Source organism: Piscinibacter sp. PDB1-1, assembly GCF_056675995.1.
In genome coordinates, this window is sequence record NZ_JBWVZJ010000002.1 from 859,490 (window position 1) to 879,984 (window position 20,495).

Here is a 20,495-nt window from a genome sequence, read left to right on the forward strand (position 1 = left end):
TAATTAACTTGTCGCCCGACTTATTTGGTACGGGCGGTGATGATGGCGTCGGCCACGTTCTTCGGAGCTTCGCTGTAGTGCTTGAACTCCATGGTGTACGTGGCACGGCCTTGCGACATCGAACGCAGCGTGGTCGAGTAGCCGAACATTTCCGACAGCGGGACTTCGGCCTTGATGATCTTGCCGCCGCCCACCATGTCGTCCATGCCCTGCACCATGCCGCGACGGGAGGACAAGTCACCCATCACGTTGCCGGCGTAGTCTTCCGGAGTCTCGACTTCCACGGCCATCATCGGCTCGAGGATCACGGGGCTGGCCTTGCGGCAGCCATCCTTGAAGCCCATCGATGCAGCCATCTTGAACGCGTTTTCGTTCGAGTCCACTTCGTGGTACGAGCCGAAGGTCAACGTGACCTTCACGTCGACCACCGGGAAACCAGCCAACACGCCGTTCGGCAGGGTGTCCTCGACCCCTTTCTTCACGGCAGGGATGAATTCGCGCGGGACCACGCCGCCCTTGATGGCGTCGACGAACTCGAAGCCCTTGCCCGGCTCCTGCGGCTCAACGGTCAGCACGACGTGGCCGTACTGGCCCTTGCCGCCGGACTGGCGAACAAACTTGCCTTCGACATCGGTGGCGGTCTTGCGGATGGTCTCGCGGTAGGCCACCTGCGGCTTGCCCACGTTGGCTTCAACGCCGAACTCGCGCTTCATGCGGTCGACGATGATTTCCAGGTGCAACTCACCCATGCCCGAGATGATGGTCTGGCCCGACTCTTCATCGGTGCGCAGGCGGAACGATGGATCTTCTGCAGCCAGACGACCCAGCGCAATGCCCATCTTCTCCTGGTCAGCCTTGGTCTTCGGCTCAACGGCCTGCGAGATCACCGGCTCCGGGAAGATCATCTTCTCGAGCGTGATGATGTGCTCGGGGTCGCACAGCGTCTCACCGGTGGTCACGTCCTTAAGACCCACGCAGGCAGCGATGTCACCGGCCAGAATTTCCTTGATTTCTTCACGCTGGTTGGCGTGCATCTGCAGGATCCGGCCGATGCGCTCCTTCTTGCCGCGAATCGGGTTGTAGACCGAGTCACCGGACTTCAGAACGCCGGAGTACACGCGCACGAACGTCAGCTGGCCGACGTACGGGTCGGTCATCAGCTTGAACGCCAGGGCGGCGAACTTCTCGCTGTCGTCGGCCTTGCGGGTGACAACCTTCTCGTCTTCGTCGGTACCCGGCACCGGCGGGATGTCGATCGGCGACGGCATGAAGTCGATCACCGCATCGAGCATGCGCTGCACGCCCTTGTTCTTGAAGGCAGTGCCGCACAGCATCGGCTGGATCTCGGTCGCGATCGTGCGAACGCGAATGCCCTGCTTGATTTCAGCTTCGGAGAGATCACCCGACTCGAGGTACTTGTTCATCAGCTCTTCGCTGGATTCAGCGGCGGCCTCGATCATGTTCTCGCGCCACTTCTGGGCTTCGGCCTGCAGATCGGCGGGGATGTCCTTGTATTCGAACTTCATGCCCTGCGAGGCCTCGTCCCAGATGATCGCCTTCATCTTGAGCAGGTCGATCACGCCGGTGAAGTTGTCTTCAGCGCCGATGGGGATCACGATGGGCACAGGGTTGGCCTTCAGGCGCGTCTTCATCTGGTCCACGACCTTGTAGAAGTTCGCGCCCGTGCGGTCCATCTTGTTGACGAACGCAAGGCGAGGCACCTTGTATTTGTTGGCCTGGCGCCAGACGGTTTCAGACTGCGGCTGAACGCCACCCACGGCGCAGTACACCATACAGGCGCCGTCGAGCACGCGCATGGAACGCTCCACCTCGATGGTGAAGTCCACGTGGCCCGGGGTGTCGATGATGTTGATGCGGTGCTCGGGACGATCGAGCTCCATGCCCTTCCAGAAGCAGGTGGTCGCGGCCGACGTGATCGTGATGCCGCGCTCTTGCTCCTGCTCCATCCAGTCCATCGTGGCGGCGCCGTCGTGCACTTCGCCGATCTTGTGGTTCACACCGGTGTAGTAGAGGATGCGCTCGGTCGTCGTCGTCTTGCCGGCGTCGATGTGAGCCGAGATGCCGATGTTGCGATAGCGCTCGATGGGGGTCTTGCGGGCCATGGTGGCACTCCAGAAACTGAAACGCGCCCGACGGTCTTTTCGACCGAGGGGCCGCGTCGGGGACTAGGAATTTAGAAGCGGAAGTGGGAGAAAGCCTTGTTGGCTTCTGCCATGCGGTGCACTTCGTCGCGCTTCTTCATCGCGCCACCGCGGCCTTCCACGGCCTCCAGCAGTTCGTTGGCGAGGCGCTGGGCCATCGACTTCTCACCGCGCTTGCGGGCCGACTCCTTCAACCAGCGCATGGCCAGCGCCACACGGCGCACGGGGCGAACTTCCACGGGAACTTGGTAGTTCGCACCTCCCACACGGCGTGACTTCACTTCGACCATCGGCTTGATGTTGTTCAGCGCGACCGTGAAGATCTCGAGCGGATCCTTGCCCGACTTCTTCTCGACCTGCTCGAGCGCGCCGTAGATGATGCGCTCTGCAACGGCCTTCTTGCCGGATTCCATGATCACGTTCATGAACTTGGAGAGGTCGACCGAATTGAACTTCGGATCGGGGAGGATGTCCCGTTTGGGGACTTCGCGACGACGAGGCATTTCTCTTCCTTTTGCTTCAGTTGGCTCGGGCTCTCACCCTCACCTTGGGCACCACCAACTTCTGGGGCCACCCACTTACTCGGCAGACCCAAGGTCCTTGCCGAAACACGCCTGATCCAGCCAACGCCGGACGACAGGCAACTTGTGGCCTTAAGCCTTCTTCGGGCGCTTGGCGCCGTACTTGGAGCGCGACTGCTTGCGGTCTTTCACGCCCTGCAAGTCGAGCGAACCACGCACGATGTGGTAACGAACACCCGGCAAGTCCTTCACCCGGCCACCACGAACCAGCACAACGCTGTGTTCCTGAAGGTTGTGGCCTTCGCCACCGATGTAGGAAATGACTTCGAAGCCGTTCGTGAGGCGAACCTTCGCCACTTTACGCAGCGCGGAGTTCGGCTTCTTCGGAGTGGTGGTGTACACGCGAGTACACACGCCGCGCCGCTGGGGTCCACCCTGCAGCGCCGGCGATTTGGACTTCGTGATCTCGGTCTCGCGACCGTGACGCACGAGTTGGTTGATGGTAGGCATTGGTAACTTGTTCCCGTTTGAAGTCACACGGGCACCGACACCTCCATCCGAAGACAGAAGCGGGCGGTGCCTTGGTTTCATTTCAGTAGAGTCGAGGCGCTCCGCTGGGAGACGAGCCCGAAGCCGCGAGAATCACGGTGGGCCGCCCGACAAAGAGCGCAGCAAAACCTGCTGAAAAGCCCTCGATTATATTCGTGGTAACCCACACCCGCAAGTCGAGGACTTCAGAGATCTTGGAACCCAGGCCCGTTGTCGTGTTGGACACCAATGTGGTGCTCGATTGGCTGGTGTTCCGCAACCCGCAGTGCCGCGCGCTGACGCATGCGGTTGAAACCCGCCAGGTACGCTGGCTGGTCACCGAGGCAATGCGCGATGAACTGGAGCATGTCCTGGGTCGCGGCTTGGTAGACGCCTGGTCTCCGAACCGAGACCGTCTCTGGACGAGTTGGCGCACACTATCTGAAATTACCCCAGCACCGCAGATCGGTGACGCGCAGCGACTGCGCTGCACCGATCAAGACGATCAGAAGTTCGTTGATTTGGCGCTGGCGCACGCCCAATGGCTTTTCAGCCGCGACCGCGCCGTACTCAAGCTCGCGCGGCGCGCGCAACGTTTCGGATTGAAGGTCGCCCCGCCGCATCACTGGCCCGGGGAATAAAAAAGGCGGCCGAAGCCGCCCTTTCCAAGCCTGCGGAAACAGAGCCCTGGCTTATTCGGCCGAGTCGCCCGTGGCCGGTGCCTCTGCCGCAGCAGCTTCGTCCACCGCGGTCATCTCTCGGGCCGCTTCTTCCAGCGCAATCGCGCGGCGTTCGGCGTCGTCGAGTTCTTCCTTGACCTTGCGCGCATCGTGGAAAGCCATGCCGGTACCAGCCGGGATCAGGCGACCGACGATGACGTTCTCCTTCAGGCCACGCAGCTCGTCGCGCTTGCCCATGATGGCAGCCTCGGTGAGCACGCGGGTCGTTTCCTGGAAAGACGCCGCCGAGATGAAGCTGTCGGTAGACAGCGACGCCTTGGTGATGCCCAACAGAACGTCAGCATGCGTGGCAATGGTCTTGCCTTCGGCACGCAGGCGGTCGTTGGTGTCCAGCAACTCTGAACGCTCGACTTGCTCGTTCGAGATGTAGCTGCTGTCGCCCGGGTTGACGATCTGCACGCGGCGCAGCATCTGGCGAACGATCACCTCGATGTGCTTGTCGTTGATCTTCACACCTTGCAAGCGATACACGTCCTGCACTTCGTCGACGATGTAGCGTGCCAGCTCCTCGATGCCCAACAGGCGCAGGATGTCCTGCGGATCGGCTGGGCCGTCGACGATGGACTCGCCCTTGTTCACCACCTGGCCTTCGTGAACGAGGATGTTCTTTTCCTTCGGCACGAGTTCTTCGTAGACCTTGCCTTCCGGGTCGGTGATCTGCAGGCGAACCTTGCCCTTGGTCTCCTTGCCGAACGATACGGTGCCGGTCATCTCGGCCAGCGTGCCCTTGTCCTTCGGGGTGCGGGCCTCGAAGAGTTCAGCCACACGCGGCAGACCGCCGGTGATGTCACGGGTCTTCTGACCTTCGACCGGGATACGCGCAAGCACTTCGCCGGGGGCGAGGTCCTGGCCATCACGGATCTGGATCAGTGCGCCCACCTGGAAGCCGATCGTCACCGAGTGATCGGTGCCGGGGATCTTCACTTCGTGGCCACCCACATCGAGCAGCTTGACCTGCGGGCGGACGACCTTGGTCGAACCACGACGCTTCGGGTCGATCACGACCAGGGTCGACAGCCCGGTCACTTCGTCGACCTGCTTGGCCACCGTCACGCCTTCTTCGACGTTCTCGAACTTCGCCTTGCCGGCGAACTCGGTGATGATCGGACGGGTCAGAGGGTCCCAGTTGGCCAGCACCGTGCCAGCCTTGATGGCCTGGTCGGGCTTGATGTTCAGCACCGCGCCATACGGCACCTTGTGGCGTTCACGTTCGCGGCCGTGCTGGTCAGCGATGATGATTTCGCCAGAGCGCGAAATCACCACCAGGTCGCCCTTGCCATTGGTCACGTAGCGCATGGTGGCGTTGAAGCCGATGCTGCCGTCCGACTTGGCATCAACGCTCGATGCCACGGCTGCGCGCGAAGCGGCACCACCGATGTGGAAGGTACGCATCGTCAGCTGAGTGCCGGGTTCACCGATCGACTGGGCAGCGATCACGCCGACTGCCTCGCCACGGTTCACCACGCCGCCGCGGCCGAGGTCGCGGCCATAGCACTTGGAGCACAGGCCGAAGCGCGTGTCGCAGGTGAGCGCGGTGCGAACCTTGATCTCGTCGACGCCAGCCGCCTCGAGCTCATCCAACGTGTCTTCGTCGAGCATCCTGCCGCCGTCGACCAGCTGAGCGCCGGTCTCGGGGTGCTGCACTTCGATCGCAGTCACGCGGCCGAGCACGCGGTCACGCAGCGATTCGATGACTTCACCGCCTTCGACCAGCGCGCGCATGGCCATGCCGTTTTGCGTACCGCAGTCGTCTTCGGTGACCACCAGGTCTTGCGTCACGTCGACCAGACGACGGGTCAGGTAGCCCGAGTTCGCGGTCTTCAGCGCCGTGTCCGCCAGGCCCTTACGAGCGCCGTGGGTGGAGATGAAGTACTGCAACACGTTCAGACCTTCACGGAAGTTCGCCGTGATAGGCGTCTCGATGATCGAGCCGTCCGGCTTGGCCATCAGGCCGCGCATGCCAGCCAGCTGGCGGATCTGCGCCGCGGAGCCCCGCGCACCCGAGTCGGCCATCATGTAGATGGAGTTGAACGACTCCTGGTCCACCTGCTTGCCGTGACGGTCAGCAACCTTCTGCTTGGACAGCTGCGACATCATGACCTTGCCGACTTCGTCGCCGGTCTTGCCCCAGATGTCGACCACCTTGTTGTAACGCTCACCGGCCGTCACGAGACCCGAGACGTACTGCTGCTCGATCTCCTTGACTTCCTTTTCGGCTCGCTCGATCAGTTGATGCTTTTCCTTCGGCACGAGCATGTCGTCGATGGCGATCGAGATGCCGGCGCGCGTGGCCAGGCGGAAGCCCGACTGAAGCAGCTTGTCAGCGAACACGACCGTCTCCTTCAGACCGCACTTGCGGAACGAGACGTTGATCAGGCGCGAAATTTCTTTCTTCTTCAGCGCCTTGTTGATGTTCGAGAACGGCAGGCCCTTGGGCAGGATCTCGGACAGCAGCGCACGGCCCACCGTGGTGTCGACCAGCTTGGTCTCGGCGACGAACTCGCCGGTGGTCTTGCTCTTCGTCCACTCGGTCAGGCGCACGCTGATCTTGGCGGTGATCTCGACCTGGCCGTTGTCCAGCGCGCGCTGAACTTCGGGCACGTCGGAGAAGATGATGCCTTCGCCCTTGCCGTTGATGCGTTCGCGGGTGGCGTAGTACAGGCCCAGCACCACGTCTTGCGACGGCACGATGGACGGTTCACCGTTGGCCGGGAACAGCACGTTGTTGGAGGCCAGCATCAGCGTGCGGGCTTCCATCTGCGCTTCGATCGACAGCGGCACGTGGACGGCCATCTGGTCACCGTCGAAGTCGGCGTTGAACGCCGCGCAGACCAGCGGGTGCAGCTGGATCGCCTTGCCTTCGATCAGCACCGGCTCAAAGGCTTGAATGCCCAGGCGGTGCAGCGTCGGCGCGCGGTTCAGCATGACCGGGTGTTCCTTGATGACTTCTTCAAGGATGTCCCACACCACCGGCGTGCCCGATTCCACTTCCTTCTTCGCCGCCTTGATGGTGGTGGCGATGCCCATGGCTTCGAGGCGCGAGAAGATGAACGGCTTGAACAGCTCGAGGGCCATCAGCTTCGGCAGGCCGCACTGGTGCAGCTTGAGCGTCGGGCCGACCACGATGACCGAACGGCCCGAGTAGTCGACGCGCTTGCCCAGCAGGTTCTGACGGAACCGGCCGCTCTTGCCCTTGATCATGTCCGCGAGCGACTTGAGCGCGCGCTTGTTCGCACCGGTCATCGCCTTGCCGCGGCGGCCGTTGTCGAGCAGCGAGTCGACGGCTTCCTGCAGCATGCGCTTTTCGTTGCGCACGATGATCTCAGGTGCCTTCAGCTCCAGCAGACGCGCGAGTCGGTTGTTGCGGTTGATGACGCGGCGATACAGGTCGTTCAGGTCGGACGTGGCGAAACGGCCACCGTCCAGCGGGACGAGCGGGCGCAGATCCGGCGGCAGAACCGGCAGCACGTTCATGACCATCCAGTTCGGCTTGATACCGGACTTCTTGAAGGCCTCCATGACCTTGAGGCGCTTGGAGTTCTTCTTGACCTTCAGCTCGGAGCCGGTCATGTCGTTGCGCAGGCGGTCGATCTCGACGTCGAGGTCGATCTCGGCCAGCAGCTTCTGCACGCCTTCGGCGCCCATGAGTGCGACGAACTCGTCACCGAACTCGGTGCGCTTCGCCTCGTAGTCGTCTTCCGACATGATGCTGAACTTCTTCAGCGGGGTCATGCCCGGGTCGACCACCACGTACGCTTCGAAGTACAGCACGCGCTCGATGTCACGCAGCGTCATGTCGAGCACCAGGCCCAGACGGCTCGGCAGACTCTTCAGGAACCAGATGTGCGCGCACGGCGCAGCCAGGTCGATGTGGCCCATGCGGTCACGGCGAACCTTGGTCTGGGTGACTTCGACGCCACACTTCTCGCAGATCACGCCACGGTGCTTCAGGCGCTTGTACTTGCCGCACAAGCACTCGTAGTCCTTGATCGGGCCGAAGATCTTGGCGCAGAAGAGACCGTCACGCTCCGGCTTGAAGGTGCGGTAGTTGATGGTCTCCGGCTTCTTGACTTCGCCGAAGGACCAGGACCGAATTTTCTCGGGGGAAGCCAGGCCAATCTTGATGGCATCGAAATGCTCATCAGGGGTGAACTGGCGGAACAGATCAAGCAAACCCTTCATGTTCTGTTTCCTTCTCTTTAGTTGCGCTCGAGCTCGATATCGATACCGAGCGAACGAATTTCCTTGACCAGCACGTTGAACGACTCCGGCATGCCGGCTTCGATCGCGTGCTCACCCTTGACGATGGACTCGTACACCTTGGTGCGGCCGTTCACGTCGTCGGACTTGACCGTCAGCATTTCCTGCAGCACGTAAGACGCGCCGTAGGCTTCCAGTGCCCACACTTCCATTTCGCCGAAGCGCTGACCACCGAATTGGGCCTTGCCGCCCAGCGGTTGCTGCGTGACCAGCGAGTACGGGCCGGTGGAGCGGGCGTGCATCTTGTCGTCGACCAAGTGGTGCAGCTTCAGCACATGCATGTAGCCGACCGTGACCGAGCGCTCGAAGGCGTCGCCGGTGCGGCCGTCGTACAGCTGAGCCTGGGTGCGCGTATCGGTCAGGCCCTTGGCCTTGGCGATGTCGTCCGGGTAGGCGAGCTTGAGCATGCCGCGGATCTCTTCTTCCTTGGCACCATCGAACACTGGCGTCGCGAACGGCACGCCCTTGCTCAGGTTGGCGGCCATCTCGAGGATCTCCGTGTCCGACAGATGATCCAGGCGCTCTGTCTTGCCGCCCGACTGGTTGTACAGCTCGTCGAGGAACTTGCGCAGCTCGGCCACCTTGGCCTGCGCTTGCAGCATGTCGCCGATGCGCTGACCGATGCCCTTGCCGGCCCAGCCCAGGTGCACTTCGAGCACCTGACCCACGTTCATCCGCGAAGGCACGCCCAGCGGGTTCAGAACGATGTCGACCGGCGTGCCGTCGGCCATGTAAGGCATGTCTTCGACCGGATTGATCTTGGAGACCACACCCTTGTTGCCGTGACGGCCGGCCATCTTGTCGCCAGGCTGCAGGCGGCGCTTGACGGCCAGGTAGACCTTGACCATCTTCAGCACGCCCGCCGGCAGCTCATCACCTTGCGTGAGCTTCTTGCGCTTCTCTTCGAAAGCGAGGTCGAAGCTGTGGCGCGTCTGCTCGAGCGAGTTCTTGATCGATTCGAGCTGGTTGGCGACTTCGTCGTCGGCCGGGCGGATGTCGAACCAGTGGTACTTCTCGACGCTGGCGAGGTACGCCTTGTCGATGGCCGTGCCCTTGGCGATCTTTTGCGGGCCGCCGTTGGCGACCTTGCCGACCAGAATCTTCTCGATCCGGTCGAAAGCGTCGGCCTCGACGATGCGAAGCTGGTCGTTCAGGTCGAGGCGATAGCGCTTCAGTTCGTCGTCGATGATCTGCTGGGCGCGCTTGTCGCGCTGGATGCCTTCGCGGGTGAAGACCTGCACGTCGATGACGGTGCCTTGCGTGCCTTGGTCAACGCGCAGCGAGGTGTCCTTCACGTCCGAAGCCTTCTCGCCGAAGATGGCGCGCAGCAGCTTCTCTTCCGGCGTCAGCGTGGTCTCGCCCTTCGGCGTGACCTTGCCCACGAGCACGTCACCGGGGTTCACTTCGGCACCGATGTAGACGATGCCCGACTCGTCGAGGCGAGCCAGTTGCTGCTCGCTCAGGTTCGGGATGTCGCGCGTGATTTCTTCGGAGCCCAGCTTGGTGTCGCGCGCCATGACCACCAGTTCCTCGATGTGGATCGAGGTGTAGCGGTCTTCGGCGATGACGCGTTCGCTGATCAGGATCGAGTCTTCGAAGTTGTAGCCGTTCCAGGGCATGAACGCGACCAGCATGTTCTGGCCCAGGGCCAGTTCGCCGATGTCGGTGGAGGCACCGTCAGCGATGATGTCCTCGGCCGCCACCACGTCACCGCGCTTGACGATGGGGCGCTGGTGGATGTTGGTGTTCTGGTTCGAACGCTGGTACTTGATCAGGTTGTAGATGTCGACGCCGACTTCGCCTGCCACCGTTTCCTTGTCGTTGACGCGGATCACGATGCGGTTGGTATCGACGTAGTCGACGATGCCGCCGCGCTTGGCGGCAACCACGGTGCCCGAGTCTTTCGCGGCCACGCGCTCGACGCCGGTACCGACGAAAGCCTTCTCAGGGCGCAGCACAGGCACGGCCTGGCGCTGCATGTTGGCGCCCATCAGTGCGCGGTTCGCATCGTCGTGCTCCAGGAAGGGCACGAGCGAGGCGGCCACCGAGACGATCTGCGTCGGTGCCACGTCCATGTACTGGATGCGCTCGGCCGAGGTCAGGATCGATTCGCCGTTGTCACGCGCGGACACCAGTTCGTCGATCAGCTTTCCTTCGGAATCGAGCGTGGCCGAGGCCTGCGCGATCACGTACTTGCCTTCTTCGATGGCCGACAGGTAGTCGATCTGCATCGTCACCTTGCCATCAGCCACACGGCGGTAAGGCGTCTCGAGGAAGCCGTACTCGTTCAACTGGGCGTACAGAGCGAGCGAGTTGATCAGGCCGATGTTCGGGCCTTCCGGCGTTTCGATCGGGCACACACGACCGTAGTGCGTGACGTGCACGTCACGCACCTCGAAGCCAGCGCGCTCGCGGGTCAGACCGCCCGGGCCCAGGGCCGAGACGCGACGCTTGTGCGTGATCTCGGAGAGCGGGTTGGTCTGGTCCATGAACTGCGACAGCTGCGACGCACCGAAGAACTCCTTCAGCGCCGCGGAGATCGGCTTGGAGTTGATCAGGTCGTGCGGCATCAGGGCTTCGGTCTCGGCCTGGCCCAGACGCTCCTTCACAGCCTTTTCGATACGCGCGAGGCCCGAGCGGTACTGGTTTTCGGCCAGTTCGCCGACGCAACGCACACGACGGTTGCCCAAGTGGTCGATGTCGTCCACCTGACCGCGGCCGTTGCGCAGCTCGACCAGGATCTTCACCACGTCGAGGATGTCGTCGTTGCTCAGCGTCATCGGGCCTTCGGCCGAATCACGCATCACGCGAGCGTTGAACTTCATCCGGCCCACGCGCGACAGATCGTAGGTGTCCGGGTTGTAGAAGAGACGGTTGAAGAGGGCTTCGACAGCGTCTTCCGTCGGCGGCTCGCCGGGGCGCATCATGCGGTAGATGGCCACGCGGGCGGCCAACTGATCCGCGGTCTCGTCAGACGCGAGGGTCTGCGAGATGTAGGCGCCTTCGTCGAGTTCGTTCGTGTACAGACACTGCAGTTCCTTGACGCCGGCGGCACGCAGCTTCTTCAGCAGCGATTCGGTCAGTTCGTCGTTGGCCTTGGCAATGATCTCGCCGGTGTCGGCGTCGACCATGTTGCGCGCCACGATGCGGCCAAGGAGATAGTCCTCGGGAACGCTCACGAACTGCGTGTCGCTCTGCTCGATCTGGCGGGTGTGGCGTGCGGTGATGCGCTTGTCCTTCTCGACCACCACGACGCCGTTCTTGTCGGTGATATCGAAACGGGCGATCTCGCCGCGCAGTCGGTCGGCCACGAACTCCATCTGGGCACCGGAGTCCATCAGACGGAAGTTGTCGAACACGAAGAAGTTCGCGAGGATCGATTCCGGGTTCAGGCCGATGGCCTTCAGCAGGATCGTCACTGGCATCTTGCGGCGGCGGTCGACACGGAAGTACAGGATGTCCTTCGGGTCGAACTCGAAGTCGAGCCACGAGCCCCGGTACGGAATGATCCGGGCCGAGAACAGCAGCTTGCCGCTCGAATGCGTCTTGCCCTTGTCATGCTCGAAGAACACACCGGGCGAACGGTGCAGCTGAGACACGATCACGCGCTCGGTGCCGTTCACGATGAAGGAGCCGTAGTCGGTCATGAGCGGCACTTCGCCCATGTAGACCTCTTGTTCCTTGATTTCCTTGACCGTCTTGGCCTGCGGGCTCTCACGGTCATAGATGATCATCTGCAGCTTGGCGCGCACGGCGGCGGCATAGGTGAGGCCGCGCTGCTGGCATTCCCGCGTGTCGAACGCAGGCTTGGCCATGTTGTATTCGATGAACTTCATCTCCACAAACCCGTTGTGCGACACGATCGGGAACGCGGAGAGGAATGCGGCCTGAAGGCCCTCGGGGTTGCGCTTTTGCGGCGGTACGTCCTTCTGAAGGAAGGCAACGTACGATTCCTTCTGCATCGTCAGCAGGTAAGGAACGTTGAGGACACTCTCGCGTTTACCGAAGCTCTTGCGGATACGCTTGCGCTCGGTGTAGCTGTACGGGGTTTGTTGCTGCGCCATAGGTGATTTCTCACTCCATCTCAGGGCACCCGGCCTGGCCTAGGCTGAGCACCCGTCGGCGACTGTCTTTCCGGACGCCCCCAAGAAACCGCGTTGCGGTCTCCGCCCCCCGAGGGGGTTGAGTCGACTCGGGACGGCCCGGCGTCGACTCAGGCCTTGCGCCCGAAGCTTGGTGGTTGGCCACTACCAACCGCTGGCGGACAACCTCGGCATTGCACCGAGGCCCGACCAAACCTGGTTCCTTGCAGTCGGATCAAAGAACACTTGGAAAACCCTCGATTCTCTGTCAAGGGGTTTCCAGGTGCTCTCTCATGGTCATAAGACCCTGATGAGCCCTGAAGCGCAAAAGGCTGGGGGCCGAAATCGGCTCCCAGCCCCTCGCGTCGAGCGCAATTACTTGAGCTCGGCCTTGGCGCCGGCTTCCACCAGCTTCTTGACGGCAGCTTCGGCGTCGGCCTTGGCCACGCCTTCCTTGACGTTCTTCGGAGCGCCGTCGACCAGGTCCTTGGCTTCCTTCAGACCCAGGCCCGTGAGTTCGCGCACGGCCTTGATGACCGAGACCTTGTTGGCGCCGGCTTCGGTCAGCACCACGTTGAATTCGGTCTTCTCTTCAGCAGCGGCAGCAGCACCACCACCTGCACCACCGGCGGCCGGAGCGGCCACGGCAGCAGCGGACACGCCGAACTTCTCTTCGATGGCCTTGACCAGGTCGTTGAGTTCGAGAACGGACATGGAGTCCAGGGAAGACAGGAATGCGTCTTTATCGAATGCCATTTTGATTTCCTAGATAGATAAGGTTGAAAGTTTCGTCCGAGGCGAATCAGGCTGCGGCGGGCGCTTCTTCAGCACCGCCACCCTTCTTCGCAGCCACGGCGCCGAGCGCGCGCGCGAAGCGGGCGATAGGCGATTGCAGCAGGCCGGCCACTTGGGTCAGCAGGACTTCCTTGCTCGGCACGGACGCCAGGGCCTTGACCCCGTCGGCGTTCAGCGCCTTGCCACCGAAAGCACCACCCTTGATGACCAGCTTGTCGTTGCCCTTGGCAAAGTCGGCGATGACTTTGGCCGAAGCAACGGCGTCTTCGGAGAAACCATAGATCAGCGGGCCGACCATGCTCTCCGCGACCACTTCGAACGGGGTGCCAGCCACAGCACGGCGAGCCAGGGTGTTCTTCAGAACATGAAGGTACACGCCCTTTTCGCGCGCTTGCTTGCGCAGCACGTCGAGGTGAGCCACGGTGAGGCCACGGTATTCAGCCAGCGTCAACGTCTGCGACTTGGCCGCCTGGGCCGCCACATCCGTCACCACGGTTGCTTTCTCGTTGCGATTGAGACTCAAGGTCTACTCCTCACATCACGTGCCCTTCGGCGTTACCGCCTCCGGACACACCACAATGCAGCGACCTCTGTCCAGGAATCAGGATTCCATTCCAGCGGGACCGCCATCTGCGCGGGTTTCGGATCGGGCTTGGCACCCTCTCGTCGATTAAGCAGCCAGGGCTGCACCTGCGGTCTTGGATGACCTGACTTGGCTTTCGCCTCACCAGCCCACCAAACTCTTCAGATCGGCGCCAGACTCGCGCCGACCCTCAATTGCTTCAGGCCTGCGCCGTTGCGTTGATGGACGCCACGTCCACGCGGGCACCCACACCCATCGTCGACGACACCGCCACCTTGCGCAGATAGACGCCCTTGCTCGTGGCTGGCTTGGCCTTGTTCAGGGCTTCGATCAGGGCGCGCAGGTTGCCGATCAGCTTGTCGGTGTCGAACGAGCGACGGCCAATCGTGCCGTGCACGATGCCCGCCTTGTCGACACGGAATTGCACTTGGCCGGCCTTGGCGTTGCGCACGGCTTGTGCGACGTCCGGGGTCACGGTACCGACCTTCGGGTTCGGCATCAGGCCACGCGGGCCGAGCACTTGGCCGAGCGTACCGACGATACGCATCGTGTCGGGCGATGCGATCACGATGTCGAAGTCCATGTTGCCCGCCTTGATCTGCTCGGCGAGGTCGTCCATGCCGACGATGTCGGCGCCGGCGGCCTTGGCTTCCTCAGCCTTGGCACCTTGGGCGAACACGGCGACACGCTTGGTCTTGCCGGTGCCGTTGGGCAGCACGACGGCGCCGCGAACCACCTGGTCCGACTTCTTGGCATCAATGCCGAGTTGCACCGCCACATCGATCGATTCATCGAACTTGGCGGTGGCACATTCCTTGACGATGGCAAGTGCGCTGTCGATCGCGTACAGCTTGGTGGTCTCCACCTTGCCGGCGAGCGCCTTCTGGCGTTTGGTCAGCTTGGCCATGTTCAGAACCCTTCCACAGTCACGCCCATCGAGCGGGCGGTACCAGCTACCGTGCGAACGGCAGCGTCAAGATCGGCACCGGTGAGGTCCTTGATCTTGATCTTGGCAATTTCTTCGGCTTGGGCGCGCGACAGCTTGCCCACCTTGTCGGTGTGCGGCTTCGCCGAACCCTTGTCGAGCTTGAGCGATTTTTTGATGAGCACCGATGCGGGCGGGCTCTTCAGAACGAAGGTGAACGATTTGTCCGCGAACGCGGTGATCACCACCGGCAGCACGAGACCGGGTTCCATGCCTTGGGTCTGCGCGTTGAACGCCTTGCAGAACTCCATGATGTTCAGCCCGCGCTGACCCAGCGCCGGACCGATCGGGGGGGACGGGTTGGCTTTACCCGCCGGGACTTGCAGCTTGATGAAGCCGACAATCTTCTTTGCCATGTTTCTCTCCTACGAGACCCAACAACTGCTTGGGCCTTGAGTTCAAACGCCAAGGGCTGGTTACCTTGGCTCCTCGTACCGGTGTCTCGTCACCGGCAGCAACGGAGTGGCTTCGGCGCGTAAACGCCAAGCCGCCACCCGGGCTTCAGATCTTCTCGACCTGCGCGAAGTCCAACTCGACTGGCGTGGCGCGACCGAAGATGGTCACGGACACACGCACCTTCGACTTGTCGTAGTTGACGTCTTCGACGGCGCCATTGAAGTCGGTGAACGGGCCTTCCTTGACGCGCACCAACTCACCGACCGACCACTCGACCTTAGGCCGCGGCTTCTCGACGCCCTCTTGCATCTGGGTGACGATCTTCATCACCTCGGCCTCGGAGATCGGCGCCGGGCGGTTCTTCGCACCACCGACAAAGCCGGTCACCTTGCTGGTGTGCTTGACCAAATGCCAAGTGTCGTCGGCCATTTCCATCTCGACCAGCACATAGCCAGGGAAGAAGCGGCGCTCGGTGACGGCCTTCTTGCCATTCTTGAGCTCGACAACCTCTTCCATCGGCACCAGGATCCGGCCGAACTTGTCTTGCATGCCCGAGCGGTCGATGCGCTCGCGCAGGTTGCGCTCCACCGCCTTCTCCATGCCCGAATAGGCGTGCACGACATACCAACGCTTGTTGGATGCCGGCGCCACGGTGGCGGGGGTCACGTCATCGCTTGCGGTTTGCTGTTCGCTCATCAGGTTTACCTCAACGCCTCCAGCCCAGGACCAGGTCGTACAGCACCCACTCCAGAGTCTTGTCGGTCAACCACAGAAACAACGCCATCACGACCACGAAGGCGAACACATAGAGCGTCATCTGGGTGGCTTCCTTGCGGGAGGGCCAGACGACCTTGCGCACCTCCCGGACCGAATCACGGCCGAAGGCGATCAATTCCTTGCCGGGCTCGGAGGTAAAGAAGGCGCCCACCGCGGCCAGCAGCAAGACCAGCAGCGCGACAACGCGCAGCCACATGTCCTGCTTGGCGAGCACATAGAACGCCGCCACCGCAGCAATCACCAGGATGCCGGCCAGGGCGAGCTTCGCCTTGTCAGCGCCCGTTGAAACAGTTTCGATTTGCGGATTGGCCATATTGATTGCGTGTTGCTCGCTTGATCGGCGCCGGTTTCAGAGCTCAGAAACCGATGCCGCCTTTCAGCAGCAAAGCCCGCCGGCTTTGGTTCACCGTGCGGGCTTGGCAGGGGCAGTAGGAATCGAACCTACAACCTCTGGTTTTGGAGACCAGCGCTCTGCCAATTGAGCTATACCCCTGTGGCTTTCAGCGAAAACTCAGACTTACTCCAGGATCTTGGCGACGACGCCCGAGCCGACGGTGCGACCACCTTCGCGGATGGCGAAGCGCAGGCCTTCTTCCATGGCGATCGGGGCGATCAGCTTGACGGTGATGCTGACGTTGTCGCCAGGCATGACCATTTCCTTGTCCTTGGGCAACTCGACGGCACCGGTCACGTCCGTCGTGCGGAAGTAGAACTGGGGACGGTAGTTGTTGAAGAACGGGGTGTGGCGACCGCCCTCTTCCTTGCTGAGAACGTAGATCTCGGCGGTGAAGTGGGTGTGCGGCTTGATGGAGCCGGGCTTGCACAGCACTTGGCCGCGCTCGACGTCTTCGCGCTTGGTGCCGCGCAGCAGGATGCCGACGTTGTCGCCTGCCTGACCTTGGTCGAGCAGCTTGCGGAACATTTCGACGCCGGTGCAGGTGGTCTTTTGCGTGGCCTTGATGCCGACGATTTCGATTTCTTCACCGACCTTGACGATGCCGCGCTCGACACGACCGGTCACGACGGTGCCGCGCCCGGAGATGGAGAACACGTCTTCGACGGGCATCAGGAAGGCGCCGTCGATGGCGCGGTCCGGCGTGGGGATGTAGCTGTCGAGTGCGTCGGCCAGGCTCAGGATGGCCTTCTCGCCGAGGTCGCCCTTGTCGCCTTCGAGGGCGAGCTTGGCCGAACCCTTGACGATAGGGGTGTCGTCACCGGGGAAGTCGTACTTGCTGAGGAGTTCGCGCACTTCCATCTCGACGAGCTCGAGGAGCTCGGCGTCGTCGACCATGTCGCACTTGTTGAGGAAGACGATGATGTACTTCACGCCGACCTGACGGGCCAGCAGGATGTGCTCGCGGGTCTGGGGCATGGGGCCGTCAGCGGCGGAGCACACGAGGATGGCGCCGTCCATCTGGGCCGCACCGGTGATCATGTTCTTGACGTAGTCGGCGTGGCCGGGGCAGTCAACGTGCGCGTAGTGGCGGTTCTGGGTCTCGTACTCGACGTGCGCGGTGTTGATGGTGATGCCGCGCGCCTTTTCTTCGGGCGCCGCGTCGATCTGGTCGTACGCCTTGGCTTCGCCGCCGAACTTGGTCGACAGCACCGTCGTGATCGCCGCCGTCAGCGTCGTCTTGCCATGGTCCACGTGACCAATCGTCCCCACGTTCACGTGCGGCTTGGTACGTTCAAATTTGCCTTTTGCCATTTTTCGCGCTCCTAGCGGTCGAGATTGACAGTGCTGAAGAAAACCTTGGTGCCCATGACGCGGATCGAACGCGTGACCTCTCCCTTACCAAGGGAGTGCTCTACCACTGAGCCACATGGGCCGATCTGTAATGCCTGATCGACACTGGTTTGCGACTTGATTCGCAAACCACTGGCGACCTGCCACTGGAGCGGGAGACGGGAATCGAACCCGCGTCATTAGCTTGGAAGGCTAGGGTTCTACCATTGAACTACTCCCGCTCGGGAGCCCCTTCCGACCACAACCCAGCCGAGGTCTTCAGGGGATTCAACTTGCTTTCGAATTTGTTTCGCTTTGGTGGAGGAGGCTGGATTCGAACCAGCGTAGGCGTAAGCCAACAGATTTACAGTCTGCCCCCTTTAGCCACTCGGGCACCCCTCCAAAGCGAACCCGGGACTATAGCATCAAATTTCGGGAATCCGACTTCACAGGCTCCACCAGTCAACCAATTCCTGCGTGGCGATGAAGTGACTGCCCTCGGCCATGAACTGCTTTCGGATGTCGTACGAGGGGTGGCGAGTGGTCAGCACCCGCGGCGAAACGCCTTGCGGGAGCGCTGTCTTGGCGAGGAACTGCTGAGCCTTCCCACCCCACAAGAGGAACGTCAGCAGATTCGGCCTGCCACACAGCACCGAAACAATTTCGGATGTGAGCGCAAGCCAACTTGTCTTCAGGTGGCTGCCTGCCTGGCCTACCTCGACCGTGAGCGTCGGGTTCAACAGGAGCACACCTTGCTGCGCCCAGGCGTCGAGCTTCCACACGTCCGGAGGGCGCCAGCCGGGGCGGTCCGCCGCCAGGATCTCGAAAATGCGCGCCAGCGAGCGGGGCCGCCCATGCCCGGCCGAGAAGGCCAGGCCGTCGGCATGGCCGGCGGTCGGATAGGGGTCCTGCCCGAAGATCACGACCTTGGCCTGATCGGGCGAGACAAGGCGCAGGGCACGAAAGGGGTCTGAAGGCGCGATCTCGCGATCGCCCGACACCGCCTTCACTTGCTCGATGACACGGGCCTGCGCGGCGGGCGTCCACCCTGGGAGCACCGCGCGCCAGGCCTCGGGCAGCGACGCGAACGCTGCCGGCAGGTCGTCCGCCGTCATGCGAAGAGTTGTGCGAGCGCCGCGCCAGGGTCGGGCGCCCGCATGAAAGCTTCGCCGACGAGAAAGCCGTTCACCTGCGCATCGCGCATGCGGCGCACATCCGAGCGATCGAGGATGCCGCTTTCGGTCACCAGCAGGCGGTCGGCTGGCACACGAGGCAGCAGATCGAGCGTCGTGTCCAGCGTGACCTCGAAGCTGCGCAGGTTGCGGTTGTTGATGCCCAGCAGGGGCGTCTTCAGCCGCAAGGCGCGATCGAGCTCGGCACCGTCATGCACCTCGACCAGCACGGCCATGCCCAGGGCATGGGCTTGCGCCTCGAGGTCAGCCATCTGCTCGTCGTCGAGACACGCGGCGATCAGCAGGATGCAATCGGCGCCCATCGCACGGGCCTCGAACACCTGGTAAGCATCGACCATGAAATCCTTGCGCAGGACGGGCAGCGCGCAGGCCGCACGCGCCTGCTCCAGGTAGGCGGTGGCGCCCTGGAAGAACTGCACATCGGTCAGCACGCTCAGGCAGGCCGCGCCGTGGCGCTCGTAGCTGGCGGCGATCTCCGAGGGCACGAAGTGCTCGCGCAGCACACCTTTGCTCGGGCTGGCCTTCTTCACCTCGGCGATCACCGCCGCGCGCCCGGATGCCACCTTGCCGCGCAGGGCATCGATGAAGCCTCGCACGTCGGTGCGCGCCTCGGCATCGCGACGCACCGAGGCCAGATCTCGTCGAGCGCTGGCCGCGGCGATCTCTTCGCGCTTGACGGCCACGATCTTGTTCAGGATGTCGCTCATGCTCACGCCGCCTTGCTGAACTGCTGTGTCGCGGCAACGTACTGGCTGAGCTTCGTGAGCGCCCCGCCGGAGGCGACAGCCTCTCTCGCGCGCTTCACGCCGTCGGACACCGAACTCGCCACGTTGGCGCAATACAGGGCTGCGCCGGCGTTGAGCAGCACGATGTCACGGACCGGCCCGTCTTCGTTGGCAAATGCGCGCTGGATGCACTGCACCGACTCTGCCTTGTTGGCCACCTTGAGCACGCGCGTGTCGTAGACCGGCATGCCGAAGTCGCTGGGGTGCACGACGTATTCGCGCACCTCACCGTTCCTCAACTCGCCGATCAGCGTCTCGCCGGACAGCGAGATCTCGTCCATGCCGTTCATGCCGAACACCACCATCACATGCTCGGACCCCAGGCGCTGCAGCACGCGCACCTGGATGCCGACGAGGTCGGCGTGGAATACGCCCATGAGCTGATTGGGCGCATTCGCCGGGTTGGTCAGCGGGCCGAGGATGTTGAACAGGGTGCGCACGCCCAACTCCTTGCGAACCGGCGCGGCGTGCTTCATCGACGCATGGTGATTGGGCGCGAACATGAACCCGATGCCGGTCTGCTCGAGGCATTGCGCCACTTGGTCGGCGTTGAGGTCGACGTTGGCGCCCAGCGCCTCCATCACATCGGCGCTGCCGGTACTCGACGACACGCTGCGCCCGCCATGCTTGGCCACGCGCGCGCCGGCCGCGGCGGCGACGAACATCGCGGCAGTGGAGATGTTGAAGGTGTGCGCTCCGTCGCCGCCCGTGCCACACAGGTCGACGAGGTGGGTCTTGTCGGCCACCTGCACCGGCGTGGCGAACTCGCGCATGACCTGCGCGGCAGCCGCGATCTCGCCGATGGATTCCTTCTTGACGCGCAGGCCCAGCATGAGCGCGGCGATCATCACCGGCGACATCTCGCCGCTCATGATGCGGCGCATCAGCGCGAGCATCTCGTCGTGGAAGATCTCGCGGTGCTCGATGACGCGGGCCAGGGCTTCGGTGTTGGTGATCGTCAT

The 20,495-nt window shown here is 62.7% G+C and carries 16 protein-coding genes and 4 tRNA genes; 1 reads left to right on the forward strand and 19 read right to left on the reverse strand.

Going from position 1 to position 20,495, the window contains the following annotated elements; genetic code table 11:
• Window positions 1-20: 20 nt before the first annotated feature.
• From fusA to rpsL, 3 genes are all read right to left on the reverse strand, one after another.
• Complete coding sequence (fusA, locus tag AC1KAR_RS15780; protein WP_480319330.1) at window positions 21-2,123, reverse strand: elongation factor G; 2,103 nt, start codon at window positions 2,121-2,123, stop codon at window positions 21-23.
• Between the two features lie 71 nt (window positions 2,124-2,194).
• On the reverse strand, window positions 2,195-2,665 hold the full coding sequence (gene rpsG, locus AC1KAR_RS15785; protein WP_480319332.1) for a 30S ribosomal protein S7: 471 nt from the start codon (window positions 2,663-2,665) through the stop codon (window positions 2,195-2,197).
• 150 nt (window positions 2,666-2,815) lie between these two features.
• Window positions 2,816-3,193, reverse strand: coding sequence for a 30S ribosomal protein S12 (gene rpsL / locus AC1KAR_RS15790; RefSeq protein WP_480319333.1), 378 nt, complete (start codon window positions 3,191-3,193; stop codon window positions 2,816-2,818).
• A gap of 254 nt (window positions 3,194-3,447) precedes the next feature.
• Between rpsL and AC1KAR_RS15795 the strand changes: the two genes are divergently transcribed.
• Window positions 3,448-3,852, forward strand: a complete 405-nt coding sequence (locus AC1KAR_RS15795; RefSeq protein ID WP_480319335.1) for a PIN domain-containing protein — start codon at window positions 3,448-3,450, stop codon at window positions 3,850-3,852.
• Between the two features lie 51 nt (window positions 3,853-3,903).
• Here AC1KAR_RS15795 and rpoC read toward each other — a convergent pair whose 3' ends face one another.
• The 16 genes from rpoC to trpD all read right to left on the reverse strand — a co-directional run bounded on the left by rpoC (window position 3,904) and on the right by trpD (window position 20,495).
• Window positions 3,904-8,133 (reverse strand): DNA-directed RNA polymerase subunit beta', encoded by a 4,230-nt coding sequence (rpoC, locus tag AC1KAR_RS15800; protein ID WP_480319337.1) that lies wholly within the window; start codon window positions 8,131-8,133, stop codon window positions 3,904-3,906.
• A gap of 17 nt (window positions 8,134-8,150) precedes the next feature.
• Window positions 8,151-12,275 carry a DNA-directed RNA polymerase subunit beta gene (gene rpoB / locus AC1KAR_RS15805; RefSeq protein WP_480319339.1) on the reverse strand — a complete coding sequence of 1,375 codons (4,125 nt, stop codon included), beginning with the start codon at window positions 12,273-12,275 and terminating at the stop codon, window positions 8,151-8,153.
• 393 nt (window positions 12,276-12,668) lie between these two features.
• Window positions 12,669-13,049: a 50S ribosomal protein L7/L12 gene (gene rplL, locus AC1KAR_RS15810; RefSeq protein WP_480319341.1), complete on the reverse strand. Its 381-nt coding sequence runs from the start codon at window positions 13,047-13,049 to the stop codon at window positions 12,669-12,671.
• A 46-nt stretch (window positions 13,050-13,095) separates the two neighbouring features.
• Window positions 13,096-13,611 (reverse strand): 50S ribosomal protein L10, encoded by a 516-nt coding sequence (gene rplJ, locus AC1KAR_RS15815; RefSeq protein WP_480319343.1) that lies wholly within the window; start codon window positions 13,609-13,611, stop codon window positions 13,096-13,098.
• Between the two features lie 259 nt (window positions 13,612-13,870).
• Window positions 13,871-14,578: a 50S ribosomal protein L1 gene (gene rplA / locus AC1KAR_RS15820; protein ID WP_480319345.1), complete on the reverse strand. Its 708-nt coding sequence runs from the start codon at window positions 14,576-14,578 to the stop codon at window positions 13,871-13,873.
• A 2-nt stretch (window positions 14,579-14,580) separates the two neighbouring features.
• The gene (gene rplK, locus AC1KAR_RS15825; RefSeq protein ID WP_480319347.1) at window positions 14,581-15,012 is read right to left on the reverse strand and encodes a 50S ribosomal protein L11; all 432 of its coding nucleotides are present in this window, start codon (window positions 15,010-15,012) and stop codon (window positions 14,581-14,583) included.
• 145 nt (window positions 15,013-15,157) lie between these two features.
• A complete protein-coding gene (nusG, locus tag AC1KAR_RS15830; RefSeq protein ID WP_480319349.1) occupies window positions 15,158-15,748 on the reverse strand; it encodes a transcription termination/antitermination protein NusG in 591 nt (196 codons plus the stop codon).
• Between the two features lie 10 nt (window positions 15,749-15,758).
• Entirely contained in the window at window positions 15,759-16,142 is a 384-nt protein-coding gene (gene secE / locus AC1KAR_RS15835; protein WP_480319351.1) for a preprotein translocase subunit SecE, read from the reverse strand.
• 104 nt (window positions 16,143-16,246) lie between these two features.
• Window positions 16,247-16,322: transfer RNA gene (locus AC1KAR_RS15840), tRNA-Trp, on the reverse strand.
• Window positions 16,323-16,346: 24 nt separating this feature from the next.
• Window positions 16,347-17,537, reverse strand: a complete 1,191-nt coding sequence (gene tuf, locus AC1KAR_RS15845; protein ID WP_480319329.1) for an elongation factor Tu — start codon at window positions 17,535-17,537, stop codon at window positions 16,347-16,349.
• 46 nt (window positions 17,538-17,583) lie between these two features.
• Window positions 17,584-17,658 (reverse strand) — tRNA-Thr (locus tag AC1KAR_RS15850).
• A gap of 65 nt (window positions 17,659-17,723) precedes the next feature.
• Window positions 17,724-17,797: transfer RNA gene (locus AC1KAR_RS15855), tRNA-Gly, on the reverse strand.
• 74 nt (window positions 17,798-17,871) lie between these two features.
• A tRNA-Tyr gene (locus AC1KAR_RS15860) sits at window positions 17,872-17,957 on the reverse strand.
• A 44-nt stretch (window positions 17,958-18,001) separates the two neighbouring features.
• On the reverse strand, window positions 18,002-18,670 hold the full coding sequence (locus AC1KAR_RS15865; RefSeq protein WP_480319353.1) for a uracil-DNA glycosylase: 669 nt from the start codon (window positions 18,668-18,670) through the stop codon (window positions 18,002-18,004).
• Window positions 18,667-19,455 (reverse strand): indole-3-glycerol phosphate synthase TrpC, encoded by a 789-nt coding sequence (gene trpC / locus AC1KAR_RS15870; protein ID WP_480319355.1) that lies wholly within the window; start codon window positions 19,453-19,455, stop codon window positions 18,667-18,669. Before trpC ends, AC1KAR_RS15865 begins: the two co-directional genes overlap by 4 nt.
• 2 nt (window positions 19,456-19,457) lie before the next feature.
• Window positions 19,458-20,495 carry an anthranilate phosphoribosyltransferase gene (gene trpD, locus AC1KAR_RS15875; RefSeq protein WP_480319357.1) on the reverse strand — a complete coding sequence of 346 codons (1,038 nt, stop codon included), beginning with the start codon at window positions 20,493-20,495 and terminating at the stop codon, window positions 19,458-19,460.

What these genes read in the sequence shown, in the direction of transcription:
- fusA (WP_480319330.1), bottom strand. Translation starts at nt 2,123, where the DNA reads ATGGCCCGCAAGACCCCCATCGAGCGCTATCGCAACATCGGCATCTCG.
- rpsG (WP_480319332.1), bottom strand. Translation starts at nt 2,665, where the DNA reads ATGCCTCGTCGTCGCGAAGTCCCCAAACGGGACATCCTCCCCGATCCG.
- rpsL (WP_480319333.1), bottom strand. Translation starts at nt 3,193, where the DNA reads ATGCCTACCATCAACCAACTCGTGCGTCACGGTCGCGAGACCGAGATC.
- rpoC (WP_480319337.1), bottom strand. Translation starts at nt 8,133, where the DNA reads ATGAAGGGTTTGCTTGATCTGTTCCGCCAGTTCACCCCTGATGAGCAT.
- rpoB (WP_480319339.1), bottom strand. Translation starts at nt 12,275, where the DNA reads ATGGCGCAGCAACAAACCCCGTACAGCTACACCGAGCGCAAGCGTATC.
- rplL (WP_480319341.1), bottom strand. Translation starts at nt 13,049, where the DNA reads ATGGCATTCGATAAAGACGCATTCCTGTCTTCCCTGGACTCCATGTCC.
- rplA (WP_480319345.1), bottom strand. Translation starts at nt 14,578, where the DNA reads ATGGCCAAGCTGACCAAACGCCAGAAGGCGCTCGCCGGCAAGGTGGAG.
- rplK (WP_480319347.1), bottom strand. Translation starts at nt 15,012, where the DNA reads ATGGCAAAGAAGATTGTCGGCTTCATCAAGCTGCAAGTCCCGGCGGGT.
- nusG (WP_480319349.1), bottom strand. Translation starts at nt 15,748, where the DNA reads ATGAGCGAACAGCAAACCGCAAGCGATGACGTGACCCCCGCCACCGTG.
- secE (WP_480319351.1), bottom strand. Translation starts at nt 16,142, where the DNA reads ATGGCCAATCCGCAAATCGAAACTGTTTCAACGGGCGCTGACAAGGCG.
- tuf (WP_480319329.1), bottom strand. Translation starts at nt 17,537, where the DNA reads ATGGCAAAAGGCAAATTTGAACGTACCAAGCCGCACGTGAACGTGGGG.
- AC1KAR_RS15865 (WP_480319353.1), bottom strand. Translation starts at nt 18,670, where the DNA reads ATGACGGCGGACGACCTGCCGGCAGCGTTCGCGTCGCTGCCCGAGGCC.
- trpC (WP_480319355.1), bottom strand. Translation starts at nt 19,455, where the DNA reads ATGAGCGACATCCTGAACAAGATCGTGGCCGTCAAGCGCGAAGAGATC.
- trpD (WP_480319357.1), bottom strand. Translation starts at nt 20,495, where the DNA reads ATGACGATCACCAACACCGAAGCCCTGGCCCGCGTCATCGAGCACCGC.